The 26,427-nt window shown below is 64.5% G+C and carries 21 protein-coding genes and 1 riboswitch; of the genes, 4 read left to right on the top strand and 17 right to left on the bottom strand.

Annotated features, from left to right (window positions below; all coding sequences use genetic code 11):
* Positions 1 to 89 precede the first annotated feature (89 nt).
* Genes M5B96_RS19795 through cobW form a run of 4 tightly spaced genes read right to left on the bottom strand, consistent with a single transcriptional unit; the run spans position 90 to position 6,625 of the window.
* Entirely contained in the window at positions 90 to 701 is a 612-nt protein-coding gene (locus tag M5B96_RS19795; RefSeq protein WP_248798488.1) for a vWA domain-containing protein, read from the bottom strand.
* 53 nt (positions 702 to 754) lie between these two features.
* On the bottom strand, positions 755 to 1,768 hold the full coding sequence (locus M5B96_RS19790; protein WP_248798486.1) for an ATP-binding protein: 1,014 nt from the start codon (positions 1,766 to 1,768) through the stop codon (positions 755 to 757).
* A gap of 12 nt (positions 1,769 to 1,780) precedes the next feature.
* Positions 1,781 to 5,554 carry a cobaltochelatase subunit CobN gene (gene cobN / locus M5B96_RS19785; RefSeq protein ID WP_248798485.1) on the bottom strand — a complete coding sequence of 1,258 codons (3,774 nt, stop codon included), beginning with the start codon at positions 5,552 to 5,554 and terminating at the stop codon, positions 1,781 to 1,783.
* Positions 5,555 to 5,557: 3 nt separating this feature from the next.
* The gene (cobW, locus tag M5B96_RS19780) at positions 5,558 to 6,625 is read right to left on the bottom strand and encodes a cobalamin biosynthesis protein CobW (protein ID WP_318654853.1); all 1,068 of its coding nucleotides are present in this window, start codon (positions 6,623 to 6,625) and stop codon (positions 5,558 to 5,560) included.
* Positions 6,626 to 6,719: 94 nt separating this feature from the next.
* Positions 6,720 to 6,940, bottom strand: a riboswitch (cobalamin riboswitch).
* Between the two features lie 90 nt (positions 6,941 to 7,030).
* Between cobW and M5B96_RS19775 the strand changes: the two genes are divergently transcribed.
* Positions 7,031 to 8,323 (top strand): glycosyltransferase, encoded by a 1,293-nt coding sequence (locus M5B96_RS19775; RefSeq protein WP_248798481.1) that lies wholly within the window; start codon positions 7,031 to 7,033, stop codon positions 8,321 to 8,323.
* A 3-nt stretch (positions 8,324 to 8,326) separates the two neighbouring features.
* Here the strand turns inward: M5B96_RS19775 and M5B96_RS19770 are convergent, their stop codons facing one another.
* Together M5B96_RS19770 and cobF are read right to left on the bottom strand one after the other, a co-directional pair.
* On the bottom strand, positions 8,327 to 10,660 hold the full coding sequence (locus tag M5B96_RS19770; RefSeq protein ID WP_248798479.1) for a glycoside hydrolase: 2,334 nt from the start codon (positions 10,658 to 10,660) through the stop codon (positions 8,327 to 8,329).
* A 121-nt stretch (positions 10,661 to 10,781) separates the two neighbouring features.
* On the bottom strand, positions 10,782 to 11,537 hold the full coding sequence (gene cobF, locus M5B96_RS19765; RefSeq protein WP_248798477.1) for a precorrin-6A synthase (deacetylating): 756 nt from the start codon (positions 11,535 to 11,537) through the stop codon (positions 10,782 to 10,784).
* A 127-nt stretch (positions 11,538 to 11,664) separates the two neighbouring features.
* Between cobF and M5B96_RS19760 the strand changes: the two genes are divergently transcribed.
* Positions 11,665 to 12,570, top strand: a complete 906-nt coding sequence (locus tag M5B96_RS19760) for an AraC family transcriptional regulator (protein WP_248798475.1) — start codon at positions 11,665 to 11,667, stop codon at positions 12,568 to 12,570.
* A 16-nt stretch (positions 12,571 to 12,586) separates the two neighbouring features.
* Here the strand turns inward: M5B96_RS19760 and metC are convergent, their stop codons facing one another.
* The 10 genes from metC to M5B96_RS19710 form a co-directional block, all read right to left on the bottom strand.
* Positions 12,587 to 15,331: a cystathionine beta-lyase gene (gene metC, locus M5B96_RS19755; protein ID WP_248798732.1), complete on the bottom strand. Its 2,745-nt coding sequence runs from the start codon at positions 15,329 to 15,331 to the stop codon at positions 12,587 to 12,589.
* A 26-nt stretch (positions 15,332 to 15,357) separates the two neighbouring features.
* Positions 15,358 to 16,014: a glutathione binding-like protein gene (locus tag M5B96_RS19750; RefSeq protein WP_248798473.1), complete on the bottom strand. Its 657-nt coding sequence runs from the start codon at positions 16,012 to 16,014 to the stop codon at positions 15,358 to 15,360.
* Complete coding sequence (locus tag M5B96_RS19745; protein ID WP_248798471.1) at positions 16,011 to 16,610, bottom strand: cysteine dioxygenase family protein; 600 nt, start codon at positions 16,608 to 16,610, stop codon at positions 16,011 to 16,013. The genes M5B96_RS19750 and M5B96_RS19745 overlap by 4 nt, the downstream gene beginning before the upstream one ends.
* 29 nt (positions 16,611 to 16,639) lie before the next feature.
* On the bottom strand, positions 16,640 to 17,461 hold the full coding sequence (locus M5B96_RS19740; RefSeq protein WP_248798469.1) for an amino acid ABC transporter ATP-binding protein: 822 nt from the start codon (positions 17,459 to 17,461) through the stop codon (positions 16,640 to 16,642).
* Positions 17,448 to 18,122 carry an amino acid ABC transporter permease gene (locus M5B96_RS19735; RefSeq protein ID WP_248798468.1) on the bottom strand — a complete coding sequence of 225 codons (675 nt, stop codon included), beginning with the start codon at positions 18,120 to 18,122 and terminating at the stop codon, positions 17,448 to 17,450. Before M5B96_RS19735 ends, M5B96_RS19740 begins: the two co-directional genes overlap by 14 nt.
* Entirely contained in the window at positions 18,112 to 18,834 is a 723-nt protein-coding gene (locus M5B96_RS19730) for an amino acid ABC transporter permease (protein ID WP_248798467.1), read from the bottom strand. Before M5B96_RS19730 ends, M5B96_RS19735 begins: the two co-directional genes overlap by 11 nt.
* Positions 18,834 to 20,048 carry an aminotransferase class I/II-fold pyridoxal phosphate-dependent enzyme gene (locus M5B96_RS19725; protein WP_248798466.1) on the bottom strand — a complete coding sequence of 405 codons (1,215 nt, stop codon included), beginning with the start codon at positions 20,046 to 20,048 and terminating at the stop codon, positions 18,834 to 18,836. The genes M5B96_RS19730 and M5B96_RS19725 overlap by 1 nt, the downstream gene beginning before the upstream one ends.
* Positions 20,045 to 21,454, bottom strand: coding sequence for an FAD-binding oxidoreductase (locus M5B96_RS19720; protein WP_248798461.1), 1,410 nt, complete (start codon positions 21,452 to 21,454; stop codon positions 20,045 to 20,047). Before M5B96_RS19720 ends, M5B96_RS19725 begins: the two co-directional genes overlap by 4 nt.
* Positions 21,451 to 22,272, bottom strand: a complete 822-nt coding sequence (locus M5B96_RS19715; RefSeq protein WP_248798460.1) for a transporter substrate-binding domain-containing protein — start codon at positions 22,270 to 22,272, stop codon at positions 21,451 to 21,453. Before M5B96_RS19715 ends, M5B96_RS19720 begins: the two co-directional genes overlap by 4 nt.
* An 84-nt stretch (positions 22,273 to 22,356) precedes the next feature.
* Positions 22,357 to 23,190, bottom strand: a complete 834-nt coding sequence (locus M5B96_RS19710; RefSeq protein WP_248798459.1) for a transporter substrate-binding domain-containing protein — start codon at positions 23,188 to 23,190, stop codon at positions 22,357 to 22,359.
* 243 nt (positions 23,191 to 23,433) lie between these two features.
* Here M5B96_RS19710 and M5B96_RS19705 point away from each other — a divergent pair, with 243 nt between their 5' ends.
* Positions 23,434 to 24,291 (top strand): LysR substrate-binding domain-containing protein, encoded by an 858-nt coding sequence (locus M5B96_RS19705; protein WP_248798458.1) that lies wholly within the window; start codon positions 23,434 to 23,436, stop codon positions 24,289 to 24,291.
* Positions 24,292 to 24,350: 59 nt separating this feature from the next.
* On the opposite strand, the gene M5B96_RS19700 is transcribed toward M5B96_RS19705, so the two are convergent.
* Positions 24,351 to 25,253 carry a LysR family transcriptional regulator gene (locus M5B96_RS19700; RefSeq protein ID WP_248798457.1) on the bottom strand — a complete coding sequence of 301 codons (903 nt, stop codon included), beginning with the start codon at positions 25,251 to 25,253 and terminating at the stop codon, positions 24,351 to 24,353.
* A 106-nt stretch (positions 25,254 to 25,359) separates the two neighbouring features.
* Between M5B96_RS19700 and M5B96_RS19695 the strand changes: the two genes are divergently transcribed.
* Positions 25,360 to 26,343 (top strand): aldo/keto reductase, encoded by a 984-nt coding sequence (locus tag M5B96_RS19695; RefSeq protein ID WP_248798455.1) that lies wholly within the window; start codon positions 25,360 to 25,362, stop codon positions 26,341 to 26,343.
* Positions 26,344 to 26,427: the final 84 nt, after the last annotated feature.

Here is a 26,427-nt window from a genome sequence, read left to right as displayed (position 1 = left end):
TTTATGCTGAATGGCCGCTTGCAGCGGTTCGCGAGCAAGCTCTGTTCCTACAGTTGACTGCGTTCTCCTGCGCCATCTCGCAGTGCTTGTCAGAGTGTCGAAAGCTCTTCGATATGCCGATACTGCGCACCCAACTCCGCCGCCAACTGGACAGCACGCCCCAGGCGAATCGGGCCTTTCTCCAGGTCCACCAGCAACGCCTGGCAGTTGAAGACAGGCAATTGCGACCAGGCTTTCAAGCGTCCATCCGTCAACACCAGCACCCGTTGCTGTTCAGCCGCAAAACGCTTCTGCCGTTTGGCCAACCAATCCGCCGCTTCCGCCAGCGCCGCCCGCAACGGCGTGCCCCCCCCGGCGCCCAAACCTTCCAGCCAACCGCGCAAGTCATTCGCGGCCTTCAACCCCTGGAGCTGCCACCTGGGCCGATCACCGCTGGCGGTCATCAGCGCCAGACGCGCCCGTTGCCGGTAAGCATCGTCAAACAACTGAGCGAGCAGGCCCTTGGCCTCACTCAACGCCTGGTGCCGGCGGGTCGACGCCGACGCATCGACAATCACCAGCCACAATTCATGAGGCGAACGGCTGCGCGGGCGAAAACGCAGGTCCTTGCGCGAACGCGGGCGCCCGCCCAGCAAAGTCTCCAGCCAACTGATCGCACCACTCTCGCCGGCCCGACTGATGCCTTGACGCCCTGCGGACAAGTGACCTGAGCGAGGCCTGGCATCCGCCCCCGGCTTCGGTCGGGGGCGGATGCCTAGGACTTTTTTGGCCAGCTCGGAATTTCCCGGCGCGCCCCGACCGGCAAGGCCTGGGCCGGTAGCTCACCCCATTGGCCCTGGCCCGGGCTCTGGCCCGGATCACTCGCCGGTTGGGGCGCCGCCCCCGGATTCGAAGCCGGTGCCGAGGTCGGCGGCCTCAGCTCGCGACGACGATGCCGCAGGGCGAACTCGGCCACCGCCTCGATATCCTCGGCAGCGATCTGCCCGGCACCGCGCCAGGCCGCATGGGCCCGGGCGGCACGTAACCAGACCAGGTCGGCGCGCATGCCGTCGACAGCCGCCGCAAAGCAGCGCTGGGTAATCGCCTCCAGGGCCTGGTCATCCAGGGCAATCTCCGGCAGGCGTGCCCGAGCCTGGCGGCAGCGCTCGCGCAAGGCCTCCTGGGCCGGCGCCCACTGCTCGCAAAAACCTTGCGGGTCGCTGTCGAAGTCCAGGCGGCGACGGATAATCTGCCCTCGCTCGCTCGGCTGCGGTTGCCCGCTGAGGGCCACGTTCAGGCCGAAACGATCGAGCAACTGCGGACGCAACTCGCCCTCCTCCGGATTCATGGTGCCGATCAGCACAAATCGCGCCGAGTGCCGGTGGGAAATGCCATCGCGCTCGACCCGATTGACGCCGCTGGCGGCGACGTCCAGCAGCAGGTCGACCAGGTGGTCGGCCAGCAGGTTGACCTCGTCGACATAGAGCACCCCGCCGTCGGCCTTCGCCAGCACACCGGGGGAAAACTGCGCCCGACCTTCGCCGAGGGCCGCGTCCAGGTCGAGGGTGCCCACCAGCCGCTCTTCCGTCGCCCCCAGCGGCAAGGTCACGAACAACCCACTGGCCAGCAGGTCGGCCAGGCCACGGGCCAGAGTCGACTTGGCCATGCCTCGCGGGCCCTCGATCAGCACGCCGCCGATCTTCGGATCAATCGCCGTCAGACACAGCGCCAGCTTCAGGTCTTCGGCGCCGACCACGGCCGCCAGCGGGAAATGCGGGGTATCGCTCATGACTTGCACACCTCAGGAATCTTCTTCTATATCCAGCAGCAGGTTTTCCAGCGCCTCGCGGTAGTCGCCGGGCTCGCTCCACAAGCCGCGCTGCTGGGCCTCCAGCAGCCGCTCGGTCATGTCGCGCAATGCCGCCGGATTGTGCTCGCGGACAAAGTCGCGGGTGTCCGGGTCCAGCAGGTAGGCATCGGCCAACAAGGCGTACTGGTGATCGTCGATCAGGCCGGTGGTGGCGTCGAACGCGAACAGATTGTCGACGGTCGCCGCCAGTTCGAATGCGCCTTTGTAACCATGGCGCTTGACCCCGTCGATCCACTTCGGGTTCGCCGCCCGCGAGCGGATCACCCGGTTCAACTCGTCCTTGAGCGTGCGGATCTTCGGCAGGTCCGGCTGGCTGTGATCGCCGTGATAGCTGGCGGCCGGTTCGCCGCGCAGGGTTTCCACCGCCGCCAGCATGCCGCCCTGGAACTGGTAGTAGTCATTGGAGTCGAGCAGGTCGTGCTCGCGGTTGTCCTGGTTTTGCAGAACCGCCTGGACCTGGCCCAGCCGTTGCGCAAACTGCCCGCGCGCCGCCGTGCCCTGATCCTGGCCGCCATAGGCGTAACCGCCCCAGTTAAGGTAGACCTCGGCAAGATCCTCGCGGCTCTGCCACAAACGCCCGTCGATGGCGTTCTGTACCCCGGCGCCATAGGCCCCTGGCTTGGCGCCGAAAATGCGCCAGCCGGCCTGACGGGCCGCCTGCTCCTCATCCAGGCCTTCGGCCTGCAACTGTTCGCGTTCCGCGCGGACCCTGGCCGCCAGTGGGTTCAGGTCCGCCGGCTCGTCCAGCGCGGCCACGGCCTGCACGGCGGCGTCGAACAAGCGGATCAGGTTGGCGAAGGCATCGCGGAAAAATCCGGAGACGCGCAAGGTCACGTCGACCCGTGGACGGTCCAGCAGGCTCAAGGGCAGGATCTCGAAATCGTCGACTCGCTGGCTGCCGGTGGCCCACACCGGCCGCACGCCCATCAACGCCATGGCCTGGGCGATATCGTCGCCACCGGTGCGCATGGTCGCCGTGCCCCAGACCGACAGACCGAGCTGGCGCAAATGATCGCCATGGTCCTGCAAATGCCGTTCGAGAATCAGGTTGGCCGACTGAAAACCGATGCGCCAGGCCGTGGTGGTCGGCAGGTTGCGCACATCCACGGAAAAGAAGTTGCGCCCGGTGGGCAACACATCCAGGCGCCCGCGACTCGGTGCACCGCTGGGGCCGGCGGGCACAAAACGTCCCGCCAGGGCGTCTAGCAGGCCGCTCATTTCCGCCGGTCCGCAAGCGTCCAGGCGCGGTGCGACCACCGTCAGCAGCCCGTCGATGATCAGCCGCGCGTCGCTCCACAACGCCGTCTCCGGCCAGTCGATCGGACCTTGCAGCGCGCGCTCGATCAGTTGCCCGGCGTACAGTTCCAGGCGCTCGCGGCTGTCGCCGGCGGTGCGCCAGGCTTCAGTACTGACGGTTTGCAACGACTCAGGTCGAGGCCCGCCCCAGGGTTCAGCCAGGGTACAGTCCAGCGGATCGAAGCCCAGTTCAAAGGCCTTGGCCAGGGCCCGCAACAGGCTGGACTGGGCGCCACGCCCGTCACCCCGGGGAATCCGCAGCAACGCCAGCAGCGTATCGATGCGCAGGCGCCCGGACGGCGACTCGCCAAACACATGCAAGCCGTCGCGGATCTGCGACTCTTTCAAATCGCAGAGGTAGGTGTCCAGGCGTGGCAGCCAGGTCGCCGCGTCGGCATCGCTGTCCAGGCTTGCGTCCAGTTGCAGTTCACGATCGATCCGCGTCTCGCGCACCAGCCTGAGAATGTCGCGCTGCAATTCGCGGGCACGCCGCGGGTCGAGCAATTGCGCTTCGTAATATTCGTCGGCCAGCAACTCCAGGTCGCGCAGCGGGCCATAGGTCTCGGCCCGGGTCAGCGGCGGCATCAGGTGATCGATGATCACCGCCTGGGTCCGCCGCTTGGCCTGGGCGCCCTCGCCCGGGTCGTTGACGATAAACGGATAGATGTTCGGCAGCGGGCCCAGCAACGCGTCCGGCCAGCACTGCCGCGACAGTCCGACGCCCTTGCCCGGCAGCCACTCCAGGTTGCCGTGCTTGCCGACATGGATCAGCGCATGACCGCCATAGCTGTGCCGCAGCCAGAAATAGAACGCCAGGTAGCCATGGGGCGGGACCAGGTCCGGGTCATGGTAGACCGCGCTGGCATCGACCTGATAACCCCGCGCCGGCTGGATGCCGACGAAGGTCAGGCCGAAACGCAGGCCGGCGACCATCATCCGCCCGCCACGGAACATCGGGTCCTGCTCCGGCCGGCCCCAGCGAGCCGATACCGCCTGGCGATTGCTCTCGGGCAGGCGCTCGAACATCGCCTGGTAGTCGGCCAACGCCATGCTCTGGTGACAAGGACGCAGGTCCAGATTGTCGAGATCATTGCTGACACCACCGAGCAAGGCCTGGATCAGCGCCGTGCCGCTTTCGGGTAGCTCCTCGCTCAGCGGATACCCCTGGTCCTTGAGCGCGCGCAGGATATTCAGCGCCGCCGCCGGCGTATCCAGGCCCACGCCATTGCCGATCCGACCGTCGCGGGTCGGGTAGTTGGCGAGAATCAGGGCCACGCGCTTTTCAGCGTTGGGCAGCCGTGCCAGATCAACCCAGCAGCGGGCCAGTTCGGCGACGAAATCCATGCGCTCGGGCTGGGCCCGGTAGCAGACCACATCGCTCTGGCTGCGCTCGCTGCGCCAGGCCAGGTCCTTGAAGCTGATAGGCCGGCTGATGATCCGTCCGTCCAGTTCCGGCAAGGCGATATGCATCGCCAGGTCGCGGGGCCCGAGCCCCTGTTCGCTGGCCTGCCAGGCGGGCTCGTTGTCCTGGGCACAGATGGCCTGGATCACCGCGATATCGCGGCGAAACGGCCGCAGATGCGGCGCCTCGGGACTGGACTGGGCAAATCCGGTGGTGTTGAGGATGATCGCGGCCGCCACCTCGTCCAACAGCTCCTCGACCACGCTCAGGCAACCGGGCTCCTTGAGACTGGCCACGGCAATCGGCAAAGGGTTGAGCCCGGCCGCCAGCAAGCGTTGGCAGAACACATCGACGAAGGCGGTATTGGCCGCCTGCAAATGCGAGCGATAGAACAACAAGGCCGCGACCGGCTGACCGACCTGCCAGTCGGCGCGCCAGTCAGCCAGCCCGGCACTGCCGTGGCGGGGATGATAGATCGCCGTGCGCGGCAACGGCTTCGGCTCGGCCCAGGCATAGTCGCGCCCCAACCAGCGACTGGCGAGGTAACGGTACAGGTCCAGGGCATTGCCCAATCCACCCTGGCGCAGGAAATGCCAGAGTCGCTCAGCCTCCGCCGCGGGCACATTGCTCAAATCGCTCAGTTCCGGGTCCGGACGATCGTCTCCCGGCACCAGGACCAGGGTGACCCCACGCTCCGCCAGCTGCACCAGCCGTTCGATACCGTAACGCCAATAAGCGATCCCGCCGTGCAGCGACAGCAAGATGACCCGGGCATGTTGCAGCACCTGGTCGACATAGAGGTCGACCGAGGCGTGGTTCTGTACCTGCATGGGGTTGGCCAGGCGCAGGCTCGGGTAATCCTCGGGCAGTTGCCCGGCCGCCTCGGCCAGCAGCGCGAGACTGGAGTCGCCGCTGCAAAGGATCACCAGCTCGGCGGGGGTTTGTCCCAGGTCGGCGATATTGTCATCCGAGACGAAACCGCCGGGCTGGGTCCTGAGCAGATGCATGGGTCAGGCGGCCAGCGCGGCGCGCAGGGTCGCTTCGAGCAGTGCGGCGTCCAGTTCCTGGCCGATCAGCACCAGGCGGGTGACACGCGGTTCGTCCGCCGTCCAGGCGCGATCGAAGTGCTTGTCAAAACGCGTGCCCACGCCCTGGAGCAGCAGGCGCATCGGCTTGTTCGGGACCGCGGCGAAGCCCTTGACCCGCAGGATGCCATGCTTGACCACCAGTTGCGTCAGGGCGTCCAGCAGCAGGCTTTCATCGGCTTGCGGCAGTTCGAGGGAGATCGAGTCGAAAGCATCATGATCGTGATCGTCATGATCATCGCCGTCATGGTGGTGATCGTGGTGGCTGTGGCGAGCGTCGATGTGCTCCTCGGAACCAGCGCCCAGGCCCAGCAGCACGTCCAGCGGCAGGCGACCACTGCTGGCTTCGATGACCTTCACCGCCGGCGGCAGCTCTTCGGCCACTTCCAGGCGCACCCGGGCCAGGTCTTCGGGGCTGATCAGGTCGGCCTTGTTGAGAATCACCAGGTCGGCGCTCGACAACTGGTCGGCGAACAGCTCGTGCAGCGGCGATTCATGATCCAGGTTCGGGTCGAGCTTGCGCTGGGCATCCACTTGATCCGGGAACGCCGCGAAAGTGCCGGCGGCCACGGCCGGGCTGTCGACCACGGTGATCACTGCGTCGACGGTACAGGCACCGCGGATTTCCGGCCACTGGAAGGCTTGCACCAGGGGCTTGGGCAGCGCCAGGCCGGAGGTTTCGATAAGGATATGATCAAGGTCGCCACGGCGCGCCACCAGCTCGCGCATCACCGGGAAGAATTCTTCCTGGACCGTGCAGCAGAGGCAGCCGTTGGCCAGTTCATAGACGCGGCCATTGGCCTCTTCTTCAGTGCAGCCGATCGAGCACTGCTTGAGGATCTCGCCGTCGATGCCCAGTTCGCCGAACTCGTTGACGATCACCGCGATACGGCGCCCCTGGGCGTTGTCCAGCATATGCCGCAACAGGGTGGTCTTGCCCGAGCCGAGAAAGCCGGTGACGATGGTGACGGGAAGCTTGGCCAGTGTTTTCATCGGATGCCCTTTGGCAAAGTGGCGGGCATGCGGGACGAGAACCACGGCCCTGGGGCGCGGATGCGTTCGCCACCGGATCACCCCGCCCGGTTGTAGTGAGAAACGGTCACGAGGCAGGTCTCCTGGCTTACGGTCGGGCCGTCGCGGCGCCTTCTCGGGAGCACGCGGCGGGCCTGGCCTTGCGCCTTCCCGCCCGAGGGGCAGTGGCAGTGCAGGGCTATCGAACCGTTTACAGTTGCGGGGGCAGCCGCGGCATACCGCGTTCCCTTCTTAGCTTCGGCCGGACGCCGAAGAACCTCGAAGCTGCAAGGCTACGCAGTGCGTCGGGGCAGGTCAATCACGGGCGCCGCTGTGGTTTAATTGCGCGCCTTTTTCCCGCCCTGCCCGTTTCAAGGAATCGTGCCCATGAACGCCACCGCCATCACTCAGGTCCTGGTTATCGGTTATGTCTGGCCGGAACCGCGCTCGTCGGCAGCCGGCGGCCACATGATGCAGATCCTCCAGAGCTTTCTCGACGTCGGCTGGCGCATCACCTTCGCCAGCCCCGCCGCCGTCGGCGAACACAAGGCCGACCTGGCGAGCCTGGGCATCGAGGAATGTCGCATCGAGCTCAACAGCAGCAGTTTCGACAGCTTTGTCGCCGGACTGCAACCGGATGTGGTGCTGTTCGACCGGTTCATGATGGAGGAGCAGTTCGGCTGGCGCGTGGAAAAACACTGCCCAGAGGCCCTGCGGGTGCTGGAGACCTCGGACCTGCAAAGCTTGCGCGATGCCCGCCAGCACCAGCTCAAGGCCCGCCTGAGAGACGATCAGGACCTGAATGACTTCAGCGGTCTGTTCGCCCCCGACCAGCGGCAGGTCTTCGAACAGATGAGCGCAACCGATCAGGCCCAACGGGAAATCGCCGCGATTTACCGTTCGGACCTGAGCCTGATGATTTCCGATGTCGAGTCGCAATTGCTGGTCGAACAGTTCAAGGTCCCGGCGGCGCTACTGCACTGGTGCCCGTTGATGATCGAGCCACCCGTGGCGGCCTGCCGCGATTTCGACGCGCGCGCGCATTTTCTCAGCATCGGCAACTTCCGCCACGCGCCGAACTGGGATGCCGTGCTCTGGATGAAGACCACGCTCTGGCCGCTGATCCGCCAGCAACTGCCCAAGGCCCAGTTGCATATCTATGGCGCCTATACCCCGCCCAAGGCCAGCGCACTGCACAATCCCGCCCAGGGGTTTCATGTCATGAACTGGGCCGAGGATGCCTTGGAAGTCATGGCGGCGGCGCGCATTTGCCTGGCGCCGCTACGTTTCGGCGCCGGGATCAAGGGCAAGCTCGTCGATGCCATGCTCTGCGGCACGCCAAATGTCACTACGCCCATTGGTGCCGAAGCCATGCACGGTGAGCTGCCCTGGGCCGGGGCCATCGAAACCAGCGCCAGCGCCCTGGCCCAATCGGCCGTGTGCCTCTACCAGGACCGCACGCTGTGGTGCCAGGCCCAGGCCAACGGCCTGGCGCTGCTTGCCGCCCGTTATGCGCGGCAAGTCCACGGCCCCGCGCTGATTGCCCGGATCCAGGCCTGCCGCGACGACCTCGCGGCTCAGCGCCGGGACAATTTCACCGGGGCGATGCTGCGTCACCATCACCACAAGAGCACCCAGTACATGTCCCAGTGGATCGAGGCGAAAAACCGCGTCGCCTGAGTCTCAGGAGGCGCCGAGGACCTGGCGGATCTCGATCAGTTGCGCCGGCTCGCCGGCCACCACGACATGCGCCGACAACGGTGGCAGTTGCCGGCCTTCCGGCGTGCGGCTGGGCCTGACGGAGAAGTTGACGGTGATCAGGGTGCCGTCGGCAAAGGTCGAGCGTTGCAGCATGCGGTCCGCGGAGAGGATCTGGAAGTCATCCATGGCCTGGCTGAACAGACGCTCGTGCAGGGGCCGGAACACCTTGTCATAGGCACTGATCAGCGGCAGGTCGCGGGCAATCACCTGATCGTTGAGGTGATACAGCGGCGGCACCATGTACAGCAATTGCAACAGGGCCGTGACTTCACGCTCACTGGAGAACTTCAGCGAAGCGTATTCCCAGTGGTGGCTACTGACCAGGCTGTCATGCAGCGCTATCTGGTACAACGGCAGGCGAAATTCGGCCGAGGTCGCGAAGCGCGCCACCTCCGGCTTGAGCGGGACGGCCTTGAAATACAGGTTGGGAGTTTCCGGCGGCCAGTAACCGCCCAGGTAATAACGCGAGCGCTTGTTCTTGCGCATATCCGCGTCCATCCAGGCAAACGGCTGGGTGGCGATGCCATGGCTGAAAGCGATGAGCGGCGCATAGAAGGACTGCCCGCCCTCGCTGCCCGTGACCAGGTCCAGGGCCTGGACCGGATAGGCCAGACGGCGGCGACGCGCCTCGGCATCCTGCGCCTGGCTGGTTTCCCGCCCCGGCGTGTAATCACTGAACTCGGGGCCGGCGGCATCGACATCGAGAAAATAGCTGTTCAACCGCCCCGCCCGCGCCACGGCACTGATCCGCCTTCGGGCATAGGGTTCGACGCTGCGCGGATTGACGTAGACCCCACGGCCATTGAAGCCCTGGACTTTCTTGCCCCGCTCGTCGGTGTAGCCAGCAGCGGCCAGCTCATCGCCCATCTTCGCGGTCGCCCAGCTGGCTTGCAGATTCGACGGATGCGCACTGCCATAGCTGTCATAGACCGATACCAGGTAGCCGGCGGCCTTGGCGGCGTCCACCGCCTCGGGGTGCCAGAACGCGTCGCGCCAGTCATCGGCACCCAGCCAGGCTCGCGCCAGGCCGGCGTCTTGCAAGGCGCTGACGGTGTCGAGGGACAAACCACCGCCCCAGCGCTCGGCCGGTGCCAGCAGATCGCCAAAGGCTTCGCGCAGCTGCCGCCGCACCGCTTGCGCCCAGGCCACCTCACCCTGCGGATCATGATTGCCGGGCAATGGCGCCCGGGCCTCGCGCACGATCACGGCGGGCAAGCCGGAATTGATCGCGCGGATCACCTGGGTCCGGGCAAACAGGGGAACCTGCCCAAAGGCCCCATCGGCTTCGCCCAGCGCCAACAGGAAAGCCTCGCGGGCCTTGAGTTCGAAGGCCCCCCAGAGCCTGGACGCCAGGTGGTCGCTATCATCCCGGTGGCGAGCAAAAAACCGCAGGAACTCCGGCCAGTGCAGGACATCGCCCGCTTTCAGCGGGCCGGCATCCCACAGATAGATATGCGGCGCGCCGCCCAGGTGGGCGACCTGCGGTTGGGCGCCGATTTTCTCGCGCAACGAGACGAACTGATCGTGCTCGCGCAGCCATTGCCGGTACAGCCGGGCACCGATCAACGGCTCCCGCGGGCCGACGACGAGGCGCACCCGGTAAGGTGCGTCGGGGGCCAGGCGATTGAAGGCATGGCTGAGGGTCGGCAAGGGGCGACCGTTCTGCTCCTTGATGCCAAAGCTGGTGTTGAACGGTGTCTCGACGATCCAGGTCAGCGAATAGTCCTTGCGCAGCTCGGTCCAGAACGGCATCGACAACACGCCGTTGAGCCGCGCCGACGGATAACGCCGCAGCAGCCAGTCCAGCCATTTCGAATCGTCACTGGGGATATAAGCGCCTTCGCCGAACGGAATCACATGGGCTTCGATCGCCCCGTCCTCGATGGGCCTGGGCCAGTCCAGACGCCCCGGTTGCCCGGCATGCACCGTCACCACCAGGGCCTCGCGGTCGAGCCGCGCTTCAACCCTGAAGTCCTGGTCTTCCTGCCGGACCCACCAGCGGTTGCCCGTGCGCTCGATGACCTGCGCATCCTCGTGGAACGCCGGGGCGCTGAGCAGGGACTGGTGCCGAGGTTCGTCGTTGTGATGCAGGGACACGGCCAGGGTCGCCGGATCGATGGCAAAGGCGCCTGAACCATGAGGCAGGTAGACCAGCGCAGTCCCTTCGACCGTCAGCGACAGGCTCCAGCCGAGCAGGGTCAGCCAGACCTGCAAGCAGCGACGATGATTCACCCACCCGGGCGGCCTGGCGTTCATGTTGTCCTCGTCGATTCAGGTGTGTAAACCGACGAACCTTAACTGACAGGGAGAAACCTCTCTGTAGTCCCTGTCTCCTCAAATCGAGTGAAAACACTCAAAGTCCGCCCCCACACCACAATCAGGACTTCAGTGGCCTGCGTAACAGGTAACAGTCCATGATCCAGCCCTTGCGCTTGCGCGCCGCTTCGCGCACACGGCGAATCCGCTCGCCGACCTCGTGCAACTTGCCGGCCACCAGCAACTCGTCTTCGGTGCCCAGGTAAGCGCCCCAATAGATCTCCAGGTCCTGGTCGGCAAACTGGCCGAACGCGCAGCGGGCATCGAGCATGACCACCACATTGTCCAGGTCGCTCGCCCGCAGGCGGCGCCCCGTGGTAATCAGCAACGGCTCGCCGATGCGATTCAAGGGAATCCGATGCTGCGCGGCCAGCACCTGGATACTGCTGATGCCCGGGATCACTTCGACGGCGAACGCCGGACCGCCAAGCGCACGGACCCGCTCAAGAATCCTCAGGGTACTGTCATAGAGCCCCGGATCGCCCCAGACCAGGAACGCACCGCACTCGTCCTCAGCCAGCTCTTCGTTGATCAGCCGCGCGAACAGGGCGGCCCGTTGCCGGTGCCAGTGTTCGACCCCCGCCTCGTAGGACGCCGCCGAGTCCTCGCGCACCGGATCGCTGACCTGCACCTGGCGGCAACCGGGCTGTTGAATATAACGCTCGCAGATGGCCTTGCGCAGATTCAGCAGATCGTCCTTGGCCTCGCCCTTGTCCAGCAGGAACAGCACCGAGGCGCGGTTGAGCGCGTTGATCGCCTGCACGGTGATCTGCTCCGGATGGCCGGGGCCCATGCCGATCAGCAGGAGGGTTTTCATGGCTGGCGCTCCAGGTGTCTGGCGCCTGGCACGGGTCCGTCTTGGAGACTCTGCAACTGGCGCGATGGCGAGGATGAGGGCATTATCGACAAGCGACCACAACAAAAAACGACAAAAGTAGCCAGGCATGACCCGAGCAGCCCGCGTCACCGACCCTTCCTACGAGTTGATGGACGACCACAACGGCCTGTCGATCATCTATCGCCAGCATGGTTTTCCCTGCCCCCTGGTCCGTTGGCATTTCCACAAGGAATACGAGCTGCACCTGATCGTCGCCAGTTCCGGCAAGGTATTCATTGGCGACTATATCGGCAACTTCTACCCGCAGACCCTGTTCCTGACCGGCCCCAACCTACCCCACAACTGGATCAGCCAGGTGGCCGAGGACGAAGTGGTGCCCAAGCGCGACATGCTGGTGAACTTCACCGACGAACTGTTCGAAAGCGGTCATCTGGTGTTCGCCGAGCTGAAGACCCTGACACCGCTGCTGGAACGCGCCCAGTACGGCATCGAGTTCCGTTGCCAGCATACCGTGCGCCAGGCCACGATCCTGATGCAGCGTATCGCCGACTCCCGGGGGGTCACCCGGCTCGGTCACTTCCTGATCCTGCTGGAACTGCTGGGCAACTGTGACGACTACCAACTGCTCTCTGGCGTTACCACACCACAACTGGCCGACGAGCACAATATCGACCGTACCAACCGGGCGGTCGACTACATCTTTGCCCACTATGCCCGGGAGCTGCCACTGGAAGAAGTGGCCGAATACCTGGGCATGAAGCCCACCTACTTTTCCCGGGTTTTCAAGCAGGCCACCGGCCGTTGTTTCGTCGAGTTCGTCAATCGCCTGCGCATCAGCAAGTCCTGCGAACTGCTCGCGGACGGTGACAAGCCGGTGACCGATGTCTGTTTCGAGTCAGGCTTCAACAATATCTCCAACTTCAATCGCCGCTTCCAGCAACTCAAGGGCATGACCCCTTCGCATTACCGGCGCTTGGCGGTGCAGCGCCTGACGGAGCAGAACCACGGCTGAAGCCGTGGTCGGCAGGTTACACCAGGGCGGCAAAGCCACGCTGCAAATCTTCGATCAACGAAGCCACTGCCTCCAGACCGATATGCAGCCGGATCACCGGGTGCAACGTCGGCCCGGCAAACTGCCGGTCGCTCACATCCGCCACCGTCACCAGGCTTTCATAACCGCCCCACGAAGCCCCCAGCCCGAACAACTGCAACGCCCCGATAAAGCGCTCCAGCTGCCCTGGATCGGCCTCGGCGAACTCGAACGACAACAGCCCGTTGCTGCCAGTGAAATCCCGCACCCACAACGCGTGGTCCGGATGACTGGACAAGGCCGGATGAAACACCCGCCGCACTTGTGGCTGTGCCTGCAACCAACGGGCGACTTCCAGCCCCTGACGCTGATGCACCTCCAGCCGCGCCGCCAGGGTCCGCGCACCGCGCAGCACCAGATAGGCATCGTCCGGGCTCACCGTGTTGCCAAAGCTGTCGCTCATCCGCGCCAAAGCCGGCCAGGCGGCCTCGGTGCTACAGACACTGCCCATCACCACATCGCTGTGACCGCACAGGTACTTGGTCAGGGCCATGATCGAGATATCCGCCCCCAGGACCAACGGCCGGTACTGGTAGCCCGACCCCCAAGTGTTATCGACCGCCAGCAGGATACCCCGCGGCTTGCACAGGGCGGCAATCGCCGGCAGGTCGTTCAGCTCGTAGAGCAAGGAGCTCGGCGACTCGCAGTAGACCATCCGGGTATTGGCCTGCAAACGCGATTCAATATCCCGCCCGTCCGCCGGGAAATAGCCGACCTCGATGCCAAAGGGCGCGAGGAACTCCTTGGCCAGGCGCCGCACCGGGAAGTAGACACCATCGGTAATCAGCACATGATCGCCCGGACGCAGATAGGCCAGGAAGGTCTGCGCCACCGCCGCCAGCCCGGTACCGAACAGCCGCGTGCGATGGCCGCCTTCCAGTTCCGTCACCAGGTCTTCGAGGGCAAAGGCCGTCGGATTGCCCCGGGCGCCATAGCTCAGGACCCGTTCGCTGTCGCGGCGACGACGGGCGTCACGCATATCCGCCAGGCTGTCGAACAGCACCGTGCTCAAGCGGGTGACCGGTACGTTCACCGGACGCGGGCCACTGCCCTTGACGGTACGCGCGGCATGAACCAGCCGGGTCCGCACATCCTCTGGCGCCTCGGCGGGCGCCAGTGGTTTCAGGCTGGCGATCTCCGCCGACGTCATCTGCCCCAGCAGGCCGGTTTCCCAGGCCAGGTACTGGCGGGCCGCGGCCTTGTTGCCGGAATGGCGGTCGTGGGTGAAAAACAGGAAGTCGATGCAACGCTCGTCCGGCAACGCCGACGAGTCATTGCTCAGCGTCAGCCCGGCCGCGGTCCAAACCGACAGGTCCGCGCGGAAAAACCGCAGCCTCGCGCGCTGGGCCTCGGGCAACTCCAGGGCCGCCAGCTGCGCCACGGCGATATCGTCCGCCAGTAAAACCAGAGGTCGTTCTTCATTGGCCACTTCAGCGGCCAGCAACGAGCGGATCGACCAGCGCGAACCGGCCAGATGGGCTTTGCGGAAGGCCATGCTCGGACGCAGATCGATCAGCACCACCGCGCCGTCCGCCAGCTCGCGGGACAAATCCCGCGCCTCAAGCACGGGCAACTCGGGCAACGCCAAGGCTGCCGTCACCGGCAAGCGCAAACCGCTGTACAGTCCGTCTTCCAGTACCCGGGCATCGTGCCCCAACTGGCGCAGCCAGCTGGCAACGACCGGGGCACGCACGCCATCGTCGTCGAACAGCACCAGCCGCGCCTGGCGCACACCGATATACAGGTCGGTGGCCTGGATCAACTGGCCGCCTGGCGTATGTTGCGCGCTCGGCAGGCTGCCGAGGCCAAACTCTTCGGCGCTGCGCACATCGCAGAGAAACAGACTGCCCTCGCCCGCTTGCGCCCAGGCCGTGACCTGCGCCGCCGTGACCGTCGGCACCTCGGCACGCCGGGCCAGCACGCGGGCAGCCTCGCGCTGCTGCTCGATTCCGGCCGGCGGCGCCGCATCGCTATAGCGCCGGGTACTGCCATGCTCCAGCTGCAAGTCCGCCAGGAACCAACCCTGGGTACCGTTTTCCAGAGCATAGACCGGGTTCCTCACCCCGAGGTTGATCAGCGTCTGGGCCCCGATGATGCTGCGGGTGCGTCCGGCGCAGTTGATCACGATCGGCGTCGATGGATCCGCCACCAGATCGTGCAGGCGATAACCCAGCTCGCCGTTCGGACAGCAGACCGAGCCCGGAATGGTCATCTTGCGGTATTCATCGAACGGTCGACCGTCCAGCAACACCAGGGGTTTGCCCCGGGCCTGCCAGTCGGCCAGTTCGGTCGCGCTGATATGTGGAGTATGGCAGGCTTCTTCGACCAACTCGCCAAAGGCCTTGGACGGCACATGCACCCCGGCGAACAACTGCAGGCCCGCGGCCTGCCAACCGTCGGCGCCGCCCTGCAGGCTATGCACCTGCTCATAACCCAATGCTTGCAAGCGTTGCGCGGCACGAGCGGCCAGTTCGCCGCCATCCTGGTCGTAGATCACCAGCCGCACCCGCGGTTCGGGGGCCAAGCGGCGGACTTCCAATTCCAGGCGGCTATAGGGCAAGTGCACCCCGTGAAACAGATGCGCCTCGCCGTACTGGCCATGCTCGCGCACATCGAACAGGGCAATTTCCCGCCCGTCGAACAGCCACTGCTGCAACTGTGCCGGTGTAATGGTTTTGCTCACAGAAACCCCGCTTTCCAGTGAAGAGGTCATTCCAGCACCAGCGAGCGCTCGTCCGCGGCCAGTTCACGGCCCCTGGCGTAGGCGCGCTGCACCGCCGGACGTGCCTTGATGCGTTCGCGCCAGCCGTTGATCGCCGGGTAGTCGCCGAGGTCGAAGCCCTGCCGGGCGGGCTGGATCCAGGGGAAGATCGCCATGTCGGCAATACTGTATTGACCCGCGACAAAGTCCTGCAGGGCCAGGCGTCGCTCCAGTACTTCATAGAGCCGGGTGGCTTCGCCTTGCAGCAGGTCGAGGGCAAAGGGAATCGGCTCCGGGGCCTTTTCCCGGAACAGTTGCCACTGGCTCAGGTACGGTGTGATATGCCCCACCTGCCAGAATAGCCACTCCTGTACCCGCCGCCGCTCGCGACTGCCGACCGGCGGCAGGAACTGCCCGCTCTTGTCGGCCAGGTAGTTGAGAATCGCGCCGGACTCGAACAGGCTCAGCGGCTCGCCATTATCGACCGGCTGGTGGTCGACAATCGCCGGAATCCGGCCGTTGGCGCTGATCTGCTGGAACGCCGCCTCACGCTGCCGGCCCTGGCGAATGTTCACCGGCAGCAGGCGATACTCCAAACCCAGTTCCTCGATCAGGATCCCGACTTTCAAGCCATTGGCCGTCGGCCAGTAGTGGAGGTCGATCATGCGGCGTAGGCCTTGATCGAAGGCGCCATCTGCGAAGCGTTGTAGTTGAGGATGCTGCCGTCGTCCTGCACGCCATAGCGGCCGTTGAGCGATTCCAGCGGGCGCCCGTATAGATGGAAATGCAGGGTCGCCTGCTCGCCATCGACGCGGATGCTGTGCAGGTCTTCCCCCAGGAACGCGATGGAGGTGCCGGGCTGCACCACCACTTCACGCTCAAGCTTGAGCTCGGCACGCCGCGGGTCGCTGCCGTCGTCAGCGCGGGCATAGACGCGGTTCAGCTCCTGGCCTTCGACGGCGCTGATCACCGCCCAGGTTTCATGGTTGTGGGCGATGGTGTTCTTGCCCGGCAGCAGCGAGTTGAGATACAGGGTCGGGGTTTCGCCATCATCGTTCAGGCGATAGCGGAAGGCGGTATTGCCCTCACCCGCCAGCGGTGCCGGAAAAGCTTCGAAATTGAACAGGTCACGGCGCTCGGCGAGGGCTTCCAACAGAGCGACAATCTCTTGCAAAGCGGCGCGGTCGACGCCGCGCTGGTGGATGGCGCGGATCTTCAGCAGGAAAGATTCGATCACGTTGGCGCGTTCGGTGGTGCTCATGGACAGGCTCCTTATCAGGTGGATCAGGGTCAGACGGACAGGCTGTAGCGGCTGATATTGCTCAGCAGATACGGGTCGGGGTGCAGGTGGCGACGGCCGACATCGCCCAGGGCATGCCGGAGGAATTCGCGGGTGCGTTCGTTTTGCGGCTGCTGGAACACCTGGTGGGCGCTGCCGGATTCGACGATCAGGCCGTTTTCGGTGAAATACACCAGGTCGCTGATTTCCTCGGCAAAGCGCATTTCATGGGTCACCAGCACGCAGGTCATGCCCTCTTCGGTCAGCTCGCGAATCACCGTCAGCACTTCGCCGACGGTTTCCGGGTCGAGGGCCGAGGTCACTTCATCGAACAGGATCAGTTCCGGACGCATCGCCAGCGCACGGGCAATCGCCACCCGCTGTTGCTGACCGCCGGACAGTTGCCCGGGAAATGCATCGGCCTTGTGCTCCATCCGCACCTTGGCGAGCAACTGCCGGGCCTCCTGCTCGGCATCCACGTGGCTGCGCCCGAGCACCTTGCACGGGGCGATCAGCAGGTTGTCCAGCACCGACAGGTGCGGGAACAGGTTGTATTGCTGGAAGACGAAACCGACCCGCTTGCGCAACTCGATCAGCTCAGCCTCGCGCTGCAGTCGGTGTACCTCGGTGGCACCGACGCGAATCGTGCCGCGCTGGGGTTTGAGCAGCCCGGTGATGCAGCGCAGGATCGTCGATTTGCCCGAGCCCGAGGGCCCGATGATGGACACCGCCTGGCCGCGCTGCACATCGAGGTCAATGCCCTTGAGCACCGCGTTGGCAGCGAACGACAAGTGCAGGTCGCGCAGGCTGACGAGGGGTTCAGTAGAAGGCATAGCGGCGCTCCAGGCGTTGGGTCAGACGGGAAATCGGATAGCAGTAGACAAAGAACAAGGCCAGCACGCTGAAATAGATCAGCACGGTGAAAGCACTGCGGTTGACGGTGTTGCTGGCGATCTGCGCGGTGTCGATCAGGTCATGCACGCCCACCAGCGACGCCAGCGCCGTGCCCATGGTGATCACCGCGTAGAGGTTCATCCAAGGTGGCAGCATGCGTTTGAAGCACTGCGGCAGGATGATCTCGCGAAACAACTGGCCACGACTGAAGGCCAGGGAGCGCGCGGCCTCCCATTGGGTACCGGGGATCGAGCCGATGGCTCCGCGAAAAATCTCCGCGACGTTGGCGCTGGCCGGCAATGCCAGGCCGACGGTGACTTTCAGCCAGTCGGGAAACGGCAGGTAGTAGCTGCCGACATGGATCTCGAACGGGAACACGTAGGTGCTGAAGTAGATCAGCACCAGCCAGGGCGCGTTGCGAAACAGCTGCACCCACAACCGTGCCGGCAGGCGCAGGATCCGCAGCGGCGACACCCCCAGCGCCCCGACCAGCAAGCCCAGCAACGAGCCGATGGCAATCGCCAGCAGGCTGATCAGGATGTTCTGCGCAAAGCCCACCGCCAGTGCCGGCGACCATTGCCACAAGGCTTCAATGACCATAGCCGGGCATCCTCAACCGCGCTTCCAACGCCCGGCCCACACAGTTGACGATGAAACTCAAAACCCCAAAAAAGCTCAGCATCAGGATCATCAATTCGAGCACATTGTCGCTCTGGGTCCAGATCATGATCGAGGCGTAGGTGATATCACCGACGGCAATGGCCGAGGCCACGGCGGTCATCTTCACCAGGTCGATCAGGTTGTTCACCAGCGATGGCAGGGCGAAGCGCAGGGCCAGCGGCAGTTGCACGTTCCACAGCAACTGGCGGCGGCTGAAGGCCAGGGAACTGGCCGCTTCCAGGGTCACCGCCGGAACCGCCTCGATCCCGGCGCGCAGGGCCTCGGCATGAAAGGCGCCCTTGTGCAGGGAAATCACGATCACCACCCAGGCAAACGGCGTCAGCGGGTTGGCCGCGCCCACCGCCTGGGTCAGCAGCATGTTCAGCACCAGGAAGGCGCAGTAGAGCTGGACCAGGGTCGGCGTATTGCGCGTGACCTCGACGAACACCCGCGCCGGGCGTGAGAGCGCCTTGCGTTCGCTGGTCAGCATCGCCGCCAGGGCGATCCCCGCCAGCAGGCTGCCGATGATGCTCAGCAGGCACAGCAGCAGCGTGGTCCAGGCCCCGTCGATCAGGCTGCCGCGCTGGTAGGCATCCAGCAGGAAGCGGTAGTTGAGCCCCAGGTGGGCGGCCCATTGCACAAGGCTTTCCATCACGCCGGCCCCTCGCCCAGGCGCGCGCAGGCAGCGGCGATCCGGCGGCCGGCCGCACGGACGCTGTCGGTGGCCGTGGCAATCGACAGACGGAACCACGGCGACAGGCCATAGGCACTGCCCGCCACTCCGGCGACCCCCTCCTCCAGCAGATAATCCACCAGCTCGTTGTCGCTGCCGATGACCTTGCCGTCCGGGCGCAGGCGACCGATCAGACCGGCACAACGGACGAAGACGAAAAAGCCACCCTCGGGTTGCAGCACCTCGAACCCGTCGACTTCGCTCAAGGCGGCCACCAGCAGGTCACGGCGCTCCCGATAGGCCGCCACTTGCGGTTTGAGAAAATCCAATCCACCTTCATAGGCCGCCAAAGCCGCCGCCTGACTCACCGACGAAGCACCGGAGGCCGATTGCGACTGGACCACGCTCATGGCGCCGGTCAGCGCCTGGGGACCGGCGCCGAAGCCGATGCGCCAGCCGGTCATGGCGTAGGTCTTGGACACACCGCCCACCAGCAGGCAGCGCTCCTGCAAATCCGGCGCGATATTGAGCAGATTCAGCGGCGCCTGGCCGTCGAAGCGGATGTGCTCGTACAACTCATCAAGCAACACCAGCACCTGGGGATGGCGGCGCAACACCTCGGCCAGCGCCCGCAGCTCATCGGCGCTGTACACCGCTCCGCTGGGGTTGCCCGGACTGTTGAGGATCAGCCAGCGGGTACGCTCGCCGATCTGGCCGTTCAGTTGCGCCGGGGTCAGCTTGCAGCCCTGCTCCAGGGTCGACTGGATAAACACCGGCTCGCCGCCATTGATCCGCACACTGTCCGGGAAAGACGGCCAGTACGGCACCGGCACCAGCACTTCGTCGCCCTCATCGAGGGTCGCGGCAAAGGCATTGAAGATGATCTGTTTCGCGCCATTGGCGATGACGATCTGTGGCAAGGCATAGTCGAGGCGATTCTCCCGCTGGAGTTTGCGCCGTACCGCCTCGCGCAACGCCGCTACGCCCGGTGTCGCGGTGTATTTGGTCGCGCCGGCGGCAATGGCCGCACAGGCCGCTTCCTTGATATGCGCCGGGGTGTCGAAATCCGGCTCGCCGGTGGTCAGGTCAAGCACGTCGCGGCCACCGTCGCGCAACGCCGTGGCCCGGGACTTGGCCGCCGCGTTGGCCGACAATGAAACCTTCTGTACCCGTTTGGACAGTCGAACAGTCATGGCAGTACCTTGCCTGGATTGAGCAACCCGCGGGGATCGAGGGCCTGTTTGATTCGCCGCATCAGGTCCAGCTCCAGCGGGCTCTTGACCTCGGCCAGTAACGCGCGCTTGCGTTGGCCGATGCCGTGTTCGGCGCTGATGGAACCGCCGTGGGCGTGGGTGTTGCGATGCACCAGGGCGCTGAGCGCCGCATAGTGGGCCATATGCGCTTCGACCGACTGGCCGAGGGGCGCGGCGACGTTGTAGTGCAGGTTGCCGTCGCCCAGGTGGCCGAAGGTCAGGTTGCGCACGCCGGGAAAATGCTCCTGCAGCAAGGCGTCGGTCTCGCGGACAAAGTCGGCGATCCGCGAGATCGGCAGCGAGATATCGTGCTTCATATTGCGCCCTTCACGGGCCTGGGCTTCGCTCATGTTTTCCCGTAGTTGCCACAGCGTGGCACTCTGGGCCAGGCTTTCGGCAATCAGCGCGTCGGCCACCAGGTTCAGCTCAAAGGCCTCTCCCAGCACCCGTTCGAAGGACTCCCGGGCATGTTCGGCGCTATGGTTGTCGGACAGTTCCAACAGCGCGAACCAGGCTTGGGTTGCCTGGGCGAACGGTTGCGGATCATCGGGAAACTGTTGGCGCAACAACGCCAGGCAGGCGGCGGACATCAGCTCGAAGGCGGTCAGGTCGGCACCGAAACCGGCACGGGCGTGGGACAGGAAGGTCACCGCCTGTTCCAGGGAATCGAACGCCAGCAAGGCAGTACTCTGGGCCTTGGGCAGTGGAAAGAGTTTCAAGGTAGCGGCAGTGATAATGCCCAGGGTGCCTTCACTGCCGATAAACAGGTCGCGCAGGTCATAGCCGGTATTGTCCTTGCGTAAACCGCGCAGGCCATTCCAGATATCGCCGTCGGCGGTCACCACCTCCAGGCCCAGGGTCAGCTCGCGGGTGTTGCCATAGCGCAACACGCCGCTGCCGCCGGCATTGGTCCCCAGGTTGCCGCCCAGGGTGCAACTGCCCTGCGCCCCCAGGCTCAGGGGAAACAGGCGCCCGGCACCACGGGCTGCGTCCCGCAGGTTCTGCAGGATGCACCCGGCCTCGACAGTGACGGTGTCGTTGTCGGTATCGATCTGCCGGATGCGGTTCATGCGGTCGAGCAGCACCAGCACGCTGGTGCCGCTAGCGTCCGGGGTGGCAGCGCCCATCAGGCCGGTATTGCCGCCCTGCACCACCAGCGGCGCGCCGTAATGGCCGCAGATCCGCACCACGGCAGCAACTTCCTCGGTACTGGCCGGGTGCACCACGGCAACAACCTGCCCATGGTAGACCCGGTGCTTGTCACTGAGGACCGCGCTCCCGGCAGTGGAGTCCTGGACATGGGCGGCGCCCAGCAGTTGTTGCAACTGCGCGAACAACCCACTCATGGAAGCTGCGCCAGTGGAGCTGCATTCTTGAACTGCTCATGCAACTGCAGCAGTGCCTGGGACGGCGGCATGCCCGTGCGCCGGCCCAGTTCGATCAGCCAGCCGCTGCGGTGCCAGTCACGGACAATCGCATCGAGACGGGCCTGCACATCCTTTTCGCCCTTGCGTACCCAGATCACCGAACGGGACGGGATCAGGTCGCCGGGCAAGGGAATCTCGTAACCGGCCCATTCGGCCTCGTCGAGCAGGCTGTGCATGGTCGGGCTGACATGGACCGCGGCCACGCAACCATTACCGCGCAGGGACAGCAGGGACTCGGACTGGCTGCGGAAGGCCTTGATCTGCGCACCGTAGATTTCCTGCAGTGGCTTGGTGAAGTTGCTGCCCTGGGAAACGCAGACCGGCTTGCCCTTGAGGTCCTCCCAGCGGGTGATGCCGGCGCCCTTGCGGATCAGCGCGGCACCGCCGACTTCTTCGTAGGGCGTGGGCACGTAGTCAAGGATCTCGGCACGCTCTTCGGTGAACTGCATATTGGCGATCAGCGCATCGACCTTGCCCTGCTGCAGGAACTGCACGCGGTTGGGCGCCAGCACCGAGACGCTCTCCAGTTCCACACCGAGGCGCTGGGCCAGGCCCTTGGCCAGCTCGACGTTGTAGCCCTGGTGGGCGCCGGTGGCCGGGTCAATGGTGCCGAACGGCGGACCGCTGAGGATCACGCCGACACTGATCTTGTGCCGGGCCTGGATCTTGTCGAGGGTGGCATCGGCCTGGGCCAGGGTGGCGAAAAGCGCCAGGGCGATGGGCAAGTACTTGAACATTGCGGGTTTTCCTTGAGAAGTCGGGCGACCGGGAGCTTGCCCGCGAAGGGGCCCTCAAAACCGCCAAATACATTGCAGGTACGATCAACCCTTGAACTGGTTATGCAGCTCCACCAGCGTCGGCGACTTCGGCGAGATCTGGTTGCGGCTCTCGGCCTCGATCAGCCAACCGCTGCGGTGCAGGCCCTGGACCACCGTGTCAAGGCGCTTCTGGGTATCGACCTCGCCCTGGCGGGTCCAGATCACCGACGGCGCCGGATTCAACTCCGGGGTAATGGCCCGATAGTCCTGCCACTCCGGATTGCCCGCCAGCAGCGGATTGATCAGCGTCGCATCGTGGACCGCCGCCACGCAGTTGTTGCCGCGCAGCGCCAGCAGGGACTCCGACGAGCTCTTGAAGGCTTTCAATTGGGCGCCCAGCTCGCTCAGCGGCTTGACGTAGCTGCTGCCCTGGGACGTGCACACCGGCTGCCCCTTGAGGTCTTCCCAACGGCTGATCGTGCTGCTCTTCAACACCGCCGCGGTACCGCCGACCTTGTAGAACGGCGTCGGCACATGACCCAGTTGGCCGTCGCGCTCCGGCGTCCATTCCATATTGGCGATCAGCAGGTCGACCTTGCCCTGCTGCAGGAACTGCACGCGATTGGCCGGCAGTACCGGCACCAGCTCGACGGCGACGTTCAGGTCCTTGCCCAGGGCATTGGCCAGATCCACATTGAGGCCCTTGGGCGCCTGGCTCGACGGATCGATGGAACCGAACGGCCCGCCGGACAACAGCACGCCAACCACCAGTTTGTGGCGCTGCTCGATCTTGTCCAGGGTGGCATCGGCCTGGGCCGCAGCCACCATCCCCAGCGCCAGCACGGCGCCGAAAAAAGCAGGAAGCAGGCGTTGGCCCGGTGTGCACTTGAACGACATGACTATCCCCTCGATGGCAATCGGCGTGTCCCGACCTTGTTGCCCTGCATGCTAGGGAGCCGCGCGAGCGAACGGAAATTCAAATATCTAATATTGTTATAACTTTCTGGTTATTAGCTTTTGACAAAAACGGCATAACCCCTGTTTATTGGAACTTTCAGCACTAAAGATATTTTAGACTCGCCAAATACATTAGCTTCTGTAATCTATTGACGAACGCCCTTGATATGAATTCGAGTCGCCATGCCCTCTCCGACCCTGGACCTGGAACTGCTGCGCACCTTCGTCGCGGTGGTCGACCACCACAGTTTTGCCGAAGCCGGCCAGCACCTGGCACGCACGCAGTCATCCGTGACCCAACAGATGCAACGCCTGGAACATCAGGTGGGCGTCGGCCTGTTCCAGAAACAGGGTCGCCAGAAACAGCTCACCGAGCCGGGGCGACAATTGCTGCGCCATGCCCGGCAACTGCTGTCGCTGAATGACGAGGCGCTCAGTTCGTTGCAGGAAAGCCATATGAGCGGCGTGCTGCGGATCGGTTCACCCCACGATATCGCCGACACTATCCTGCCGCCGATCCTCAGCCACATTGCCCGTTCGGCGCCGCGCCTGCGCCTGGAAATCGATGTCGGCCGCAGCCCGTACCTGATGGAGGACCTGCACCGGGGCAAGATCGACATGGTCATCTCCACCCGCGAAGACTCGCGCCTGCAAGGCTTTGCCCTGCGGACCTCGCCGGTGTGGTGGATCTGCTCGGCGCAGTACATCCACGTGCCCAGCGAGCCACTGCCGCTGATCCTGGTGGAAGAACCGAGCATCTACCGGCGTTATGCCATGGAGGCGTTGGAGCGTGAAGGGATTGCCTGGCGCCAGGCCTACCTGGCCTCGAACCTGATCGGCATCAAGGCGGCGATTCGTGCCGGGCTCGGGGTAACACCGCGGAGCATGGAACTACTGGGGCCGGACATGCGGGTGCTGGGGGAAAACGACGGTTTGCCGCGCTTGCCGGATGTGACTTACCATCTGTGGATCCGCCCCAATACGGTGAATCCGCTGGTACGCCGGGCCTATGACCTGATTCGTAGCAGCCAGGGCTTATAGGCCCGGGGAGTAGCGTTAACGACCCCGCCGTACCGATTCGAACGCCTGCCACCAATGACTCATCCCGCCTGGCTCGCCCAGTCCCGCACTGCCTGGGCAAACAGTCGAAGCGCCATGGGCGGATGTCGATTGGCTGGATAATAGAGGCAAAGCCCGGGGTAGTAAGGGCTCCATTCCGGCAGTAGCCGAATCAAGCGCCCAGCCGCTACGTGCTCGGCCACCTGCGCCTCGGGCACCCAGGCCACCCCGACGCCTGCCAGGGCCGCTTCGACCATCAAACTGAGGTTGTCCATGGTCATCGGGCCATCCACGTCGAGGCTCGCGCTCTTGCCCAGGTATTCCAGATCCCAGCGCAAGAGCGCGCCACTGGCAAAGCGAAAGCGGATACAACGGTGTTGCTTGAGGTCATGAGGAGCCTTGGGCGCTTCGTTCCGCTCAAGGTATCCAGGCGAGGCGACGGCGGAAAATCGGATATCCGGGCCGAACCGCACGGCGATCATATCCCGTGGCACATCGTCATACAGGCGGATACCGGCGTCAAAACCGTCGGCAACAATATCCACCAGGCGACTGTCGGCCACACACTCGATATGAATCTGCGGGTTGCTCGCGAGAAAACCTGGAATAACGTGATGGATAAGTGGCTTGAAGGACGATTCCGAAGCACTCAGACGAATCGAACCCGACGGCGTATTCCGCGCCGAAGTGACCTCATTCACCGCGCTTTCCAGATCCCCCAGCAAGGGGCGGACCCTCTGGAACAACTGGTCTCCCGCATCGGTCAGGGCGACGGAGCGCGTAGTGCGGTTGAACAGGCGAAGTTCCAGGCGCGCCTCCAGGCCACGCATGGAATGGCTCAGCGCCGACGGTGAAACCCCCAGGACACGGGCCGCGCCGCTGAAACTGCGTTGTTCGGCAATGGCCACGAACGCCGTCAACTCAGGCAATCCTGCACGAATCATTCATGAAACTCTCTCAATAACCTATGAAACGCTAGCCCAATTGTTGAGATTCATACAGCAATTTAAGCTGCTTTCCTTCATCCCATCGTTATGAAGGAGATAGAACATGCGCAAACGTCAATTAGGTAGCAGCGGCCTGGAAGTCTCGGCCATGGGCCTGGGCTGCATGAGCTTGAGCTTCGGTTATGGACCGGCGCAGGACCCGGCGGCGGCTATCCGGCTTATCCGTGCCGCGTTCGACAAGGGCATCAACTTCTTCGACAGCGCGGAAGCCTATGGTCCCTATGCCAATGAGAGCCTGCTGGGGGAAGCTCTGGCGCCCATTCGCGACCAGGTGGTGATCGCCACCAAGTTCGGCTTCAAGCACGGCCTGGTCGCGGAGGGCCTGGACAGCCGCCCGGAGACGATTCGCGCGGTAACGGAGGCCGCGCTCAAGCGCCTGCGCACTGACCATATCGATCTGCTCTATCAACACCGGGTCGACCCGAACGTGCCGATTGAAGAGGTGGCCGGAGCCGTCCGACAGTTGATCGAAGCCGGCAAGGTCAGGCACTTCGGCCTGTCCGAAGCCGGCGTCCAGACGATTCGACTGGCCCATGCGGTGCAGCCGCTCACCGCAGTACAGAGCGAGTATTCGTTGTGGTGGCGTGAGCCGGAAGCGCAGATCCTGCCGACCCTAGAGGAACTCGGCATCGGCTTCGTACCTTTCAGTCCGTTGGGCAAGGGTTTTCTCACCGGTACCATCGACGAACGAACCACCTTCGCCGCCGATGACTTTCGCAACCTGGTCCCGCGTTTCTCTGAGGAAAACCGCAAGGCCAACGCGCATCTGGTCGAAGTACTCGGCCAGATCGCCGCAGGCAAAAGTGCCACCCGCGCGCAAATCGCTATCGCCTGGCTGCTGGCCCGCAAACCCTGGATCGTACCGATACCGGGCACCACCAAGCTGCATCGCCTGGAGGAAAACATCGGCGCCGCCGGGATTATCCTCACGACCGCGGACCTCGGCGCCATCGAATCGGCCCTGGCGCAAGTTACCGTCGTCGGCGATCGTTATCCCGCGAACTTGCAGCAACGCGTCGATCGCTGACTTCGCGCCCAAGTGAAAATTTACTTGACTTGAGAGTCATTAACTCAGCACTTAGGCTTCTGATGAGCAGTAGCGCCTTGAGCT

Origin of the sequence: Pseudomonas sp. MWU13-2105 (genome assembly GCF_023242315.1) — a bacterium.
Taxonomy (GTDB): Bacteria; Pseudomonadota; Gammaproteobacteria; order Pseudomonadales; family Pseudomonadaceae; genus Aquipseudomonas.
Note: the sequence above shows the minus strand (reverse complement) of the source record. Positions and strands in the feature narration are given on the sequence as shown.

Coding starts and splice junctions, on each gene's coding strand:
- cobN (WP_248798485.1), bottom strand. CDS start 5,554: ATGCATCTGCTCAGGACCCAGCCCGGCGGTTTCGTCTCGGATGACAAT.
- M5B96_RS19715 (WP_248798460.1), bottom strand. CDS start 22,272: ATGTTCAAGTACTTGCCCATCGCCCTGGCGCTTTTCGCCACCCTGGCC.
- M5B96_RS19750 (WP_248798473.1), bottom strand. CDS start 16,014: ATGATCGACCTCCACTACTGGCCGACGGCCAATGGCTTGAAAGTCGGG.
- M5B96_RS19695 (WP_248798455.1), top strand. CDS start 25,360: ATGCGCAAACGTCAATTAGGTAGCAGCGGCCTGGAAGTCTCGGCCATG.
- cobW (WP_318654853.1), bottom strand. CDS start 6,625: ATGAAAACACTGGCCAAGCTTCCCGTCACCATCGTCACCGGCTTTCTC.
- M5B96_RS19730 (WP_248798467.1), bottom strand. CDS start 18,834: ATGGAAAGCCTTGTGCAATGGGCCGCCCACCTGGGGCTCAACTACCGC.
- M5B96_RS19740 (WP_248798469.1), bottom strand. CDS start 17,461: ATGCCTTCTACTGAACCCCTCGTCAGCCTGCGCGACCTGCACTTGTCG.
- M5B96_RS19700 (WP_248798457.1), bottom strand. CDS start 25,253: ATGATTCGTGCAGGATTGCCTGAGTTGACGGCGTTCGTGGCCATTGCC.
- M5B96_RS19790 (WP_248798486.1), bottom strand. CDS start 1,768: ATGAGCGATACCCCGCATTTCCCGCTGGCGGCCGTGGTCGGCGCCGAA.
- M5B96_RS19770 (WP_248798479.1), bottom strand. CDS start 10,660: ATGAACGCCAGGCCGCCCGGGTGGGTGAATCATCGTCGCTGCTTGCAG.
- M5B96_RS19720 (WP_248798461.1), bottom strand. CDS start 21,454: ATGAGTGGGTTGTTCGCGCAGTTGCAACAACTGCTGGGCGCCGCCCAT.
- M5B96_RS19775 (WP_248798481.1), top strand. CDS start 7,031: ATGAACGCCACCGCCATCACTCAGGTCCTGGTTATCGGTTATGTCTGG.
- M5B96_RS19760 (WP_248798475.1), top strand. CDS start 11,665: ATGACCCGAGCAGCCCGCGTCACCGACCCTTCCTACGAGTTGATGGAC.
- M5B96_RS19710 (WP_248798459.1), bottom strand. CDS start 23,190: ATGTCGTTCAAGTGCACACCGGGCCAACGCCTGCTTCCTGCTTTTTTC.
- M5B96_RS19705 (WP_248798458.1), top strand. CDS start 23,434: ATGCCCTCTCCGACCCTGGACCTGGAACTGCTGCGCACCTTCGTCGCG.
- M5B96_RS19745 (WP_248798471.1), bottom strand. CDS start 16,610: ATGAGCACCACCGAACGCGCCAACGTGATCGAATCTTTCCTGCTGAAG.
- cobF (WP_248798477.1), bottom strand. CDS start 11,537: ATGAAAACCCTCCTGCTGATCGGCATGGGCCCCGGCCATCCGGAGCAG.
- M5B96_RS19725 (WP_248798466.1), bottom strand. CDS start 20,048: ATGACTGTTCGACTGTCCAAACGGGTACAGAAGGTTTCATTGTCGGCC.
- M5B96_RS19735 (WP_248798468.1), bottom strand. CDS start 18,122: ATGGTCATTGAAGCCTTGTGGCAATGGTCGCCGGCACTGGCGGTGGGC.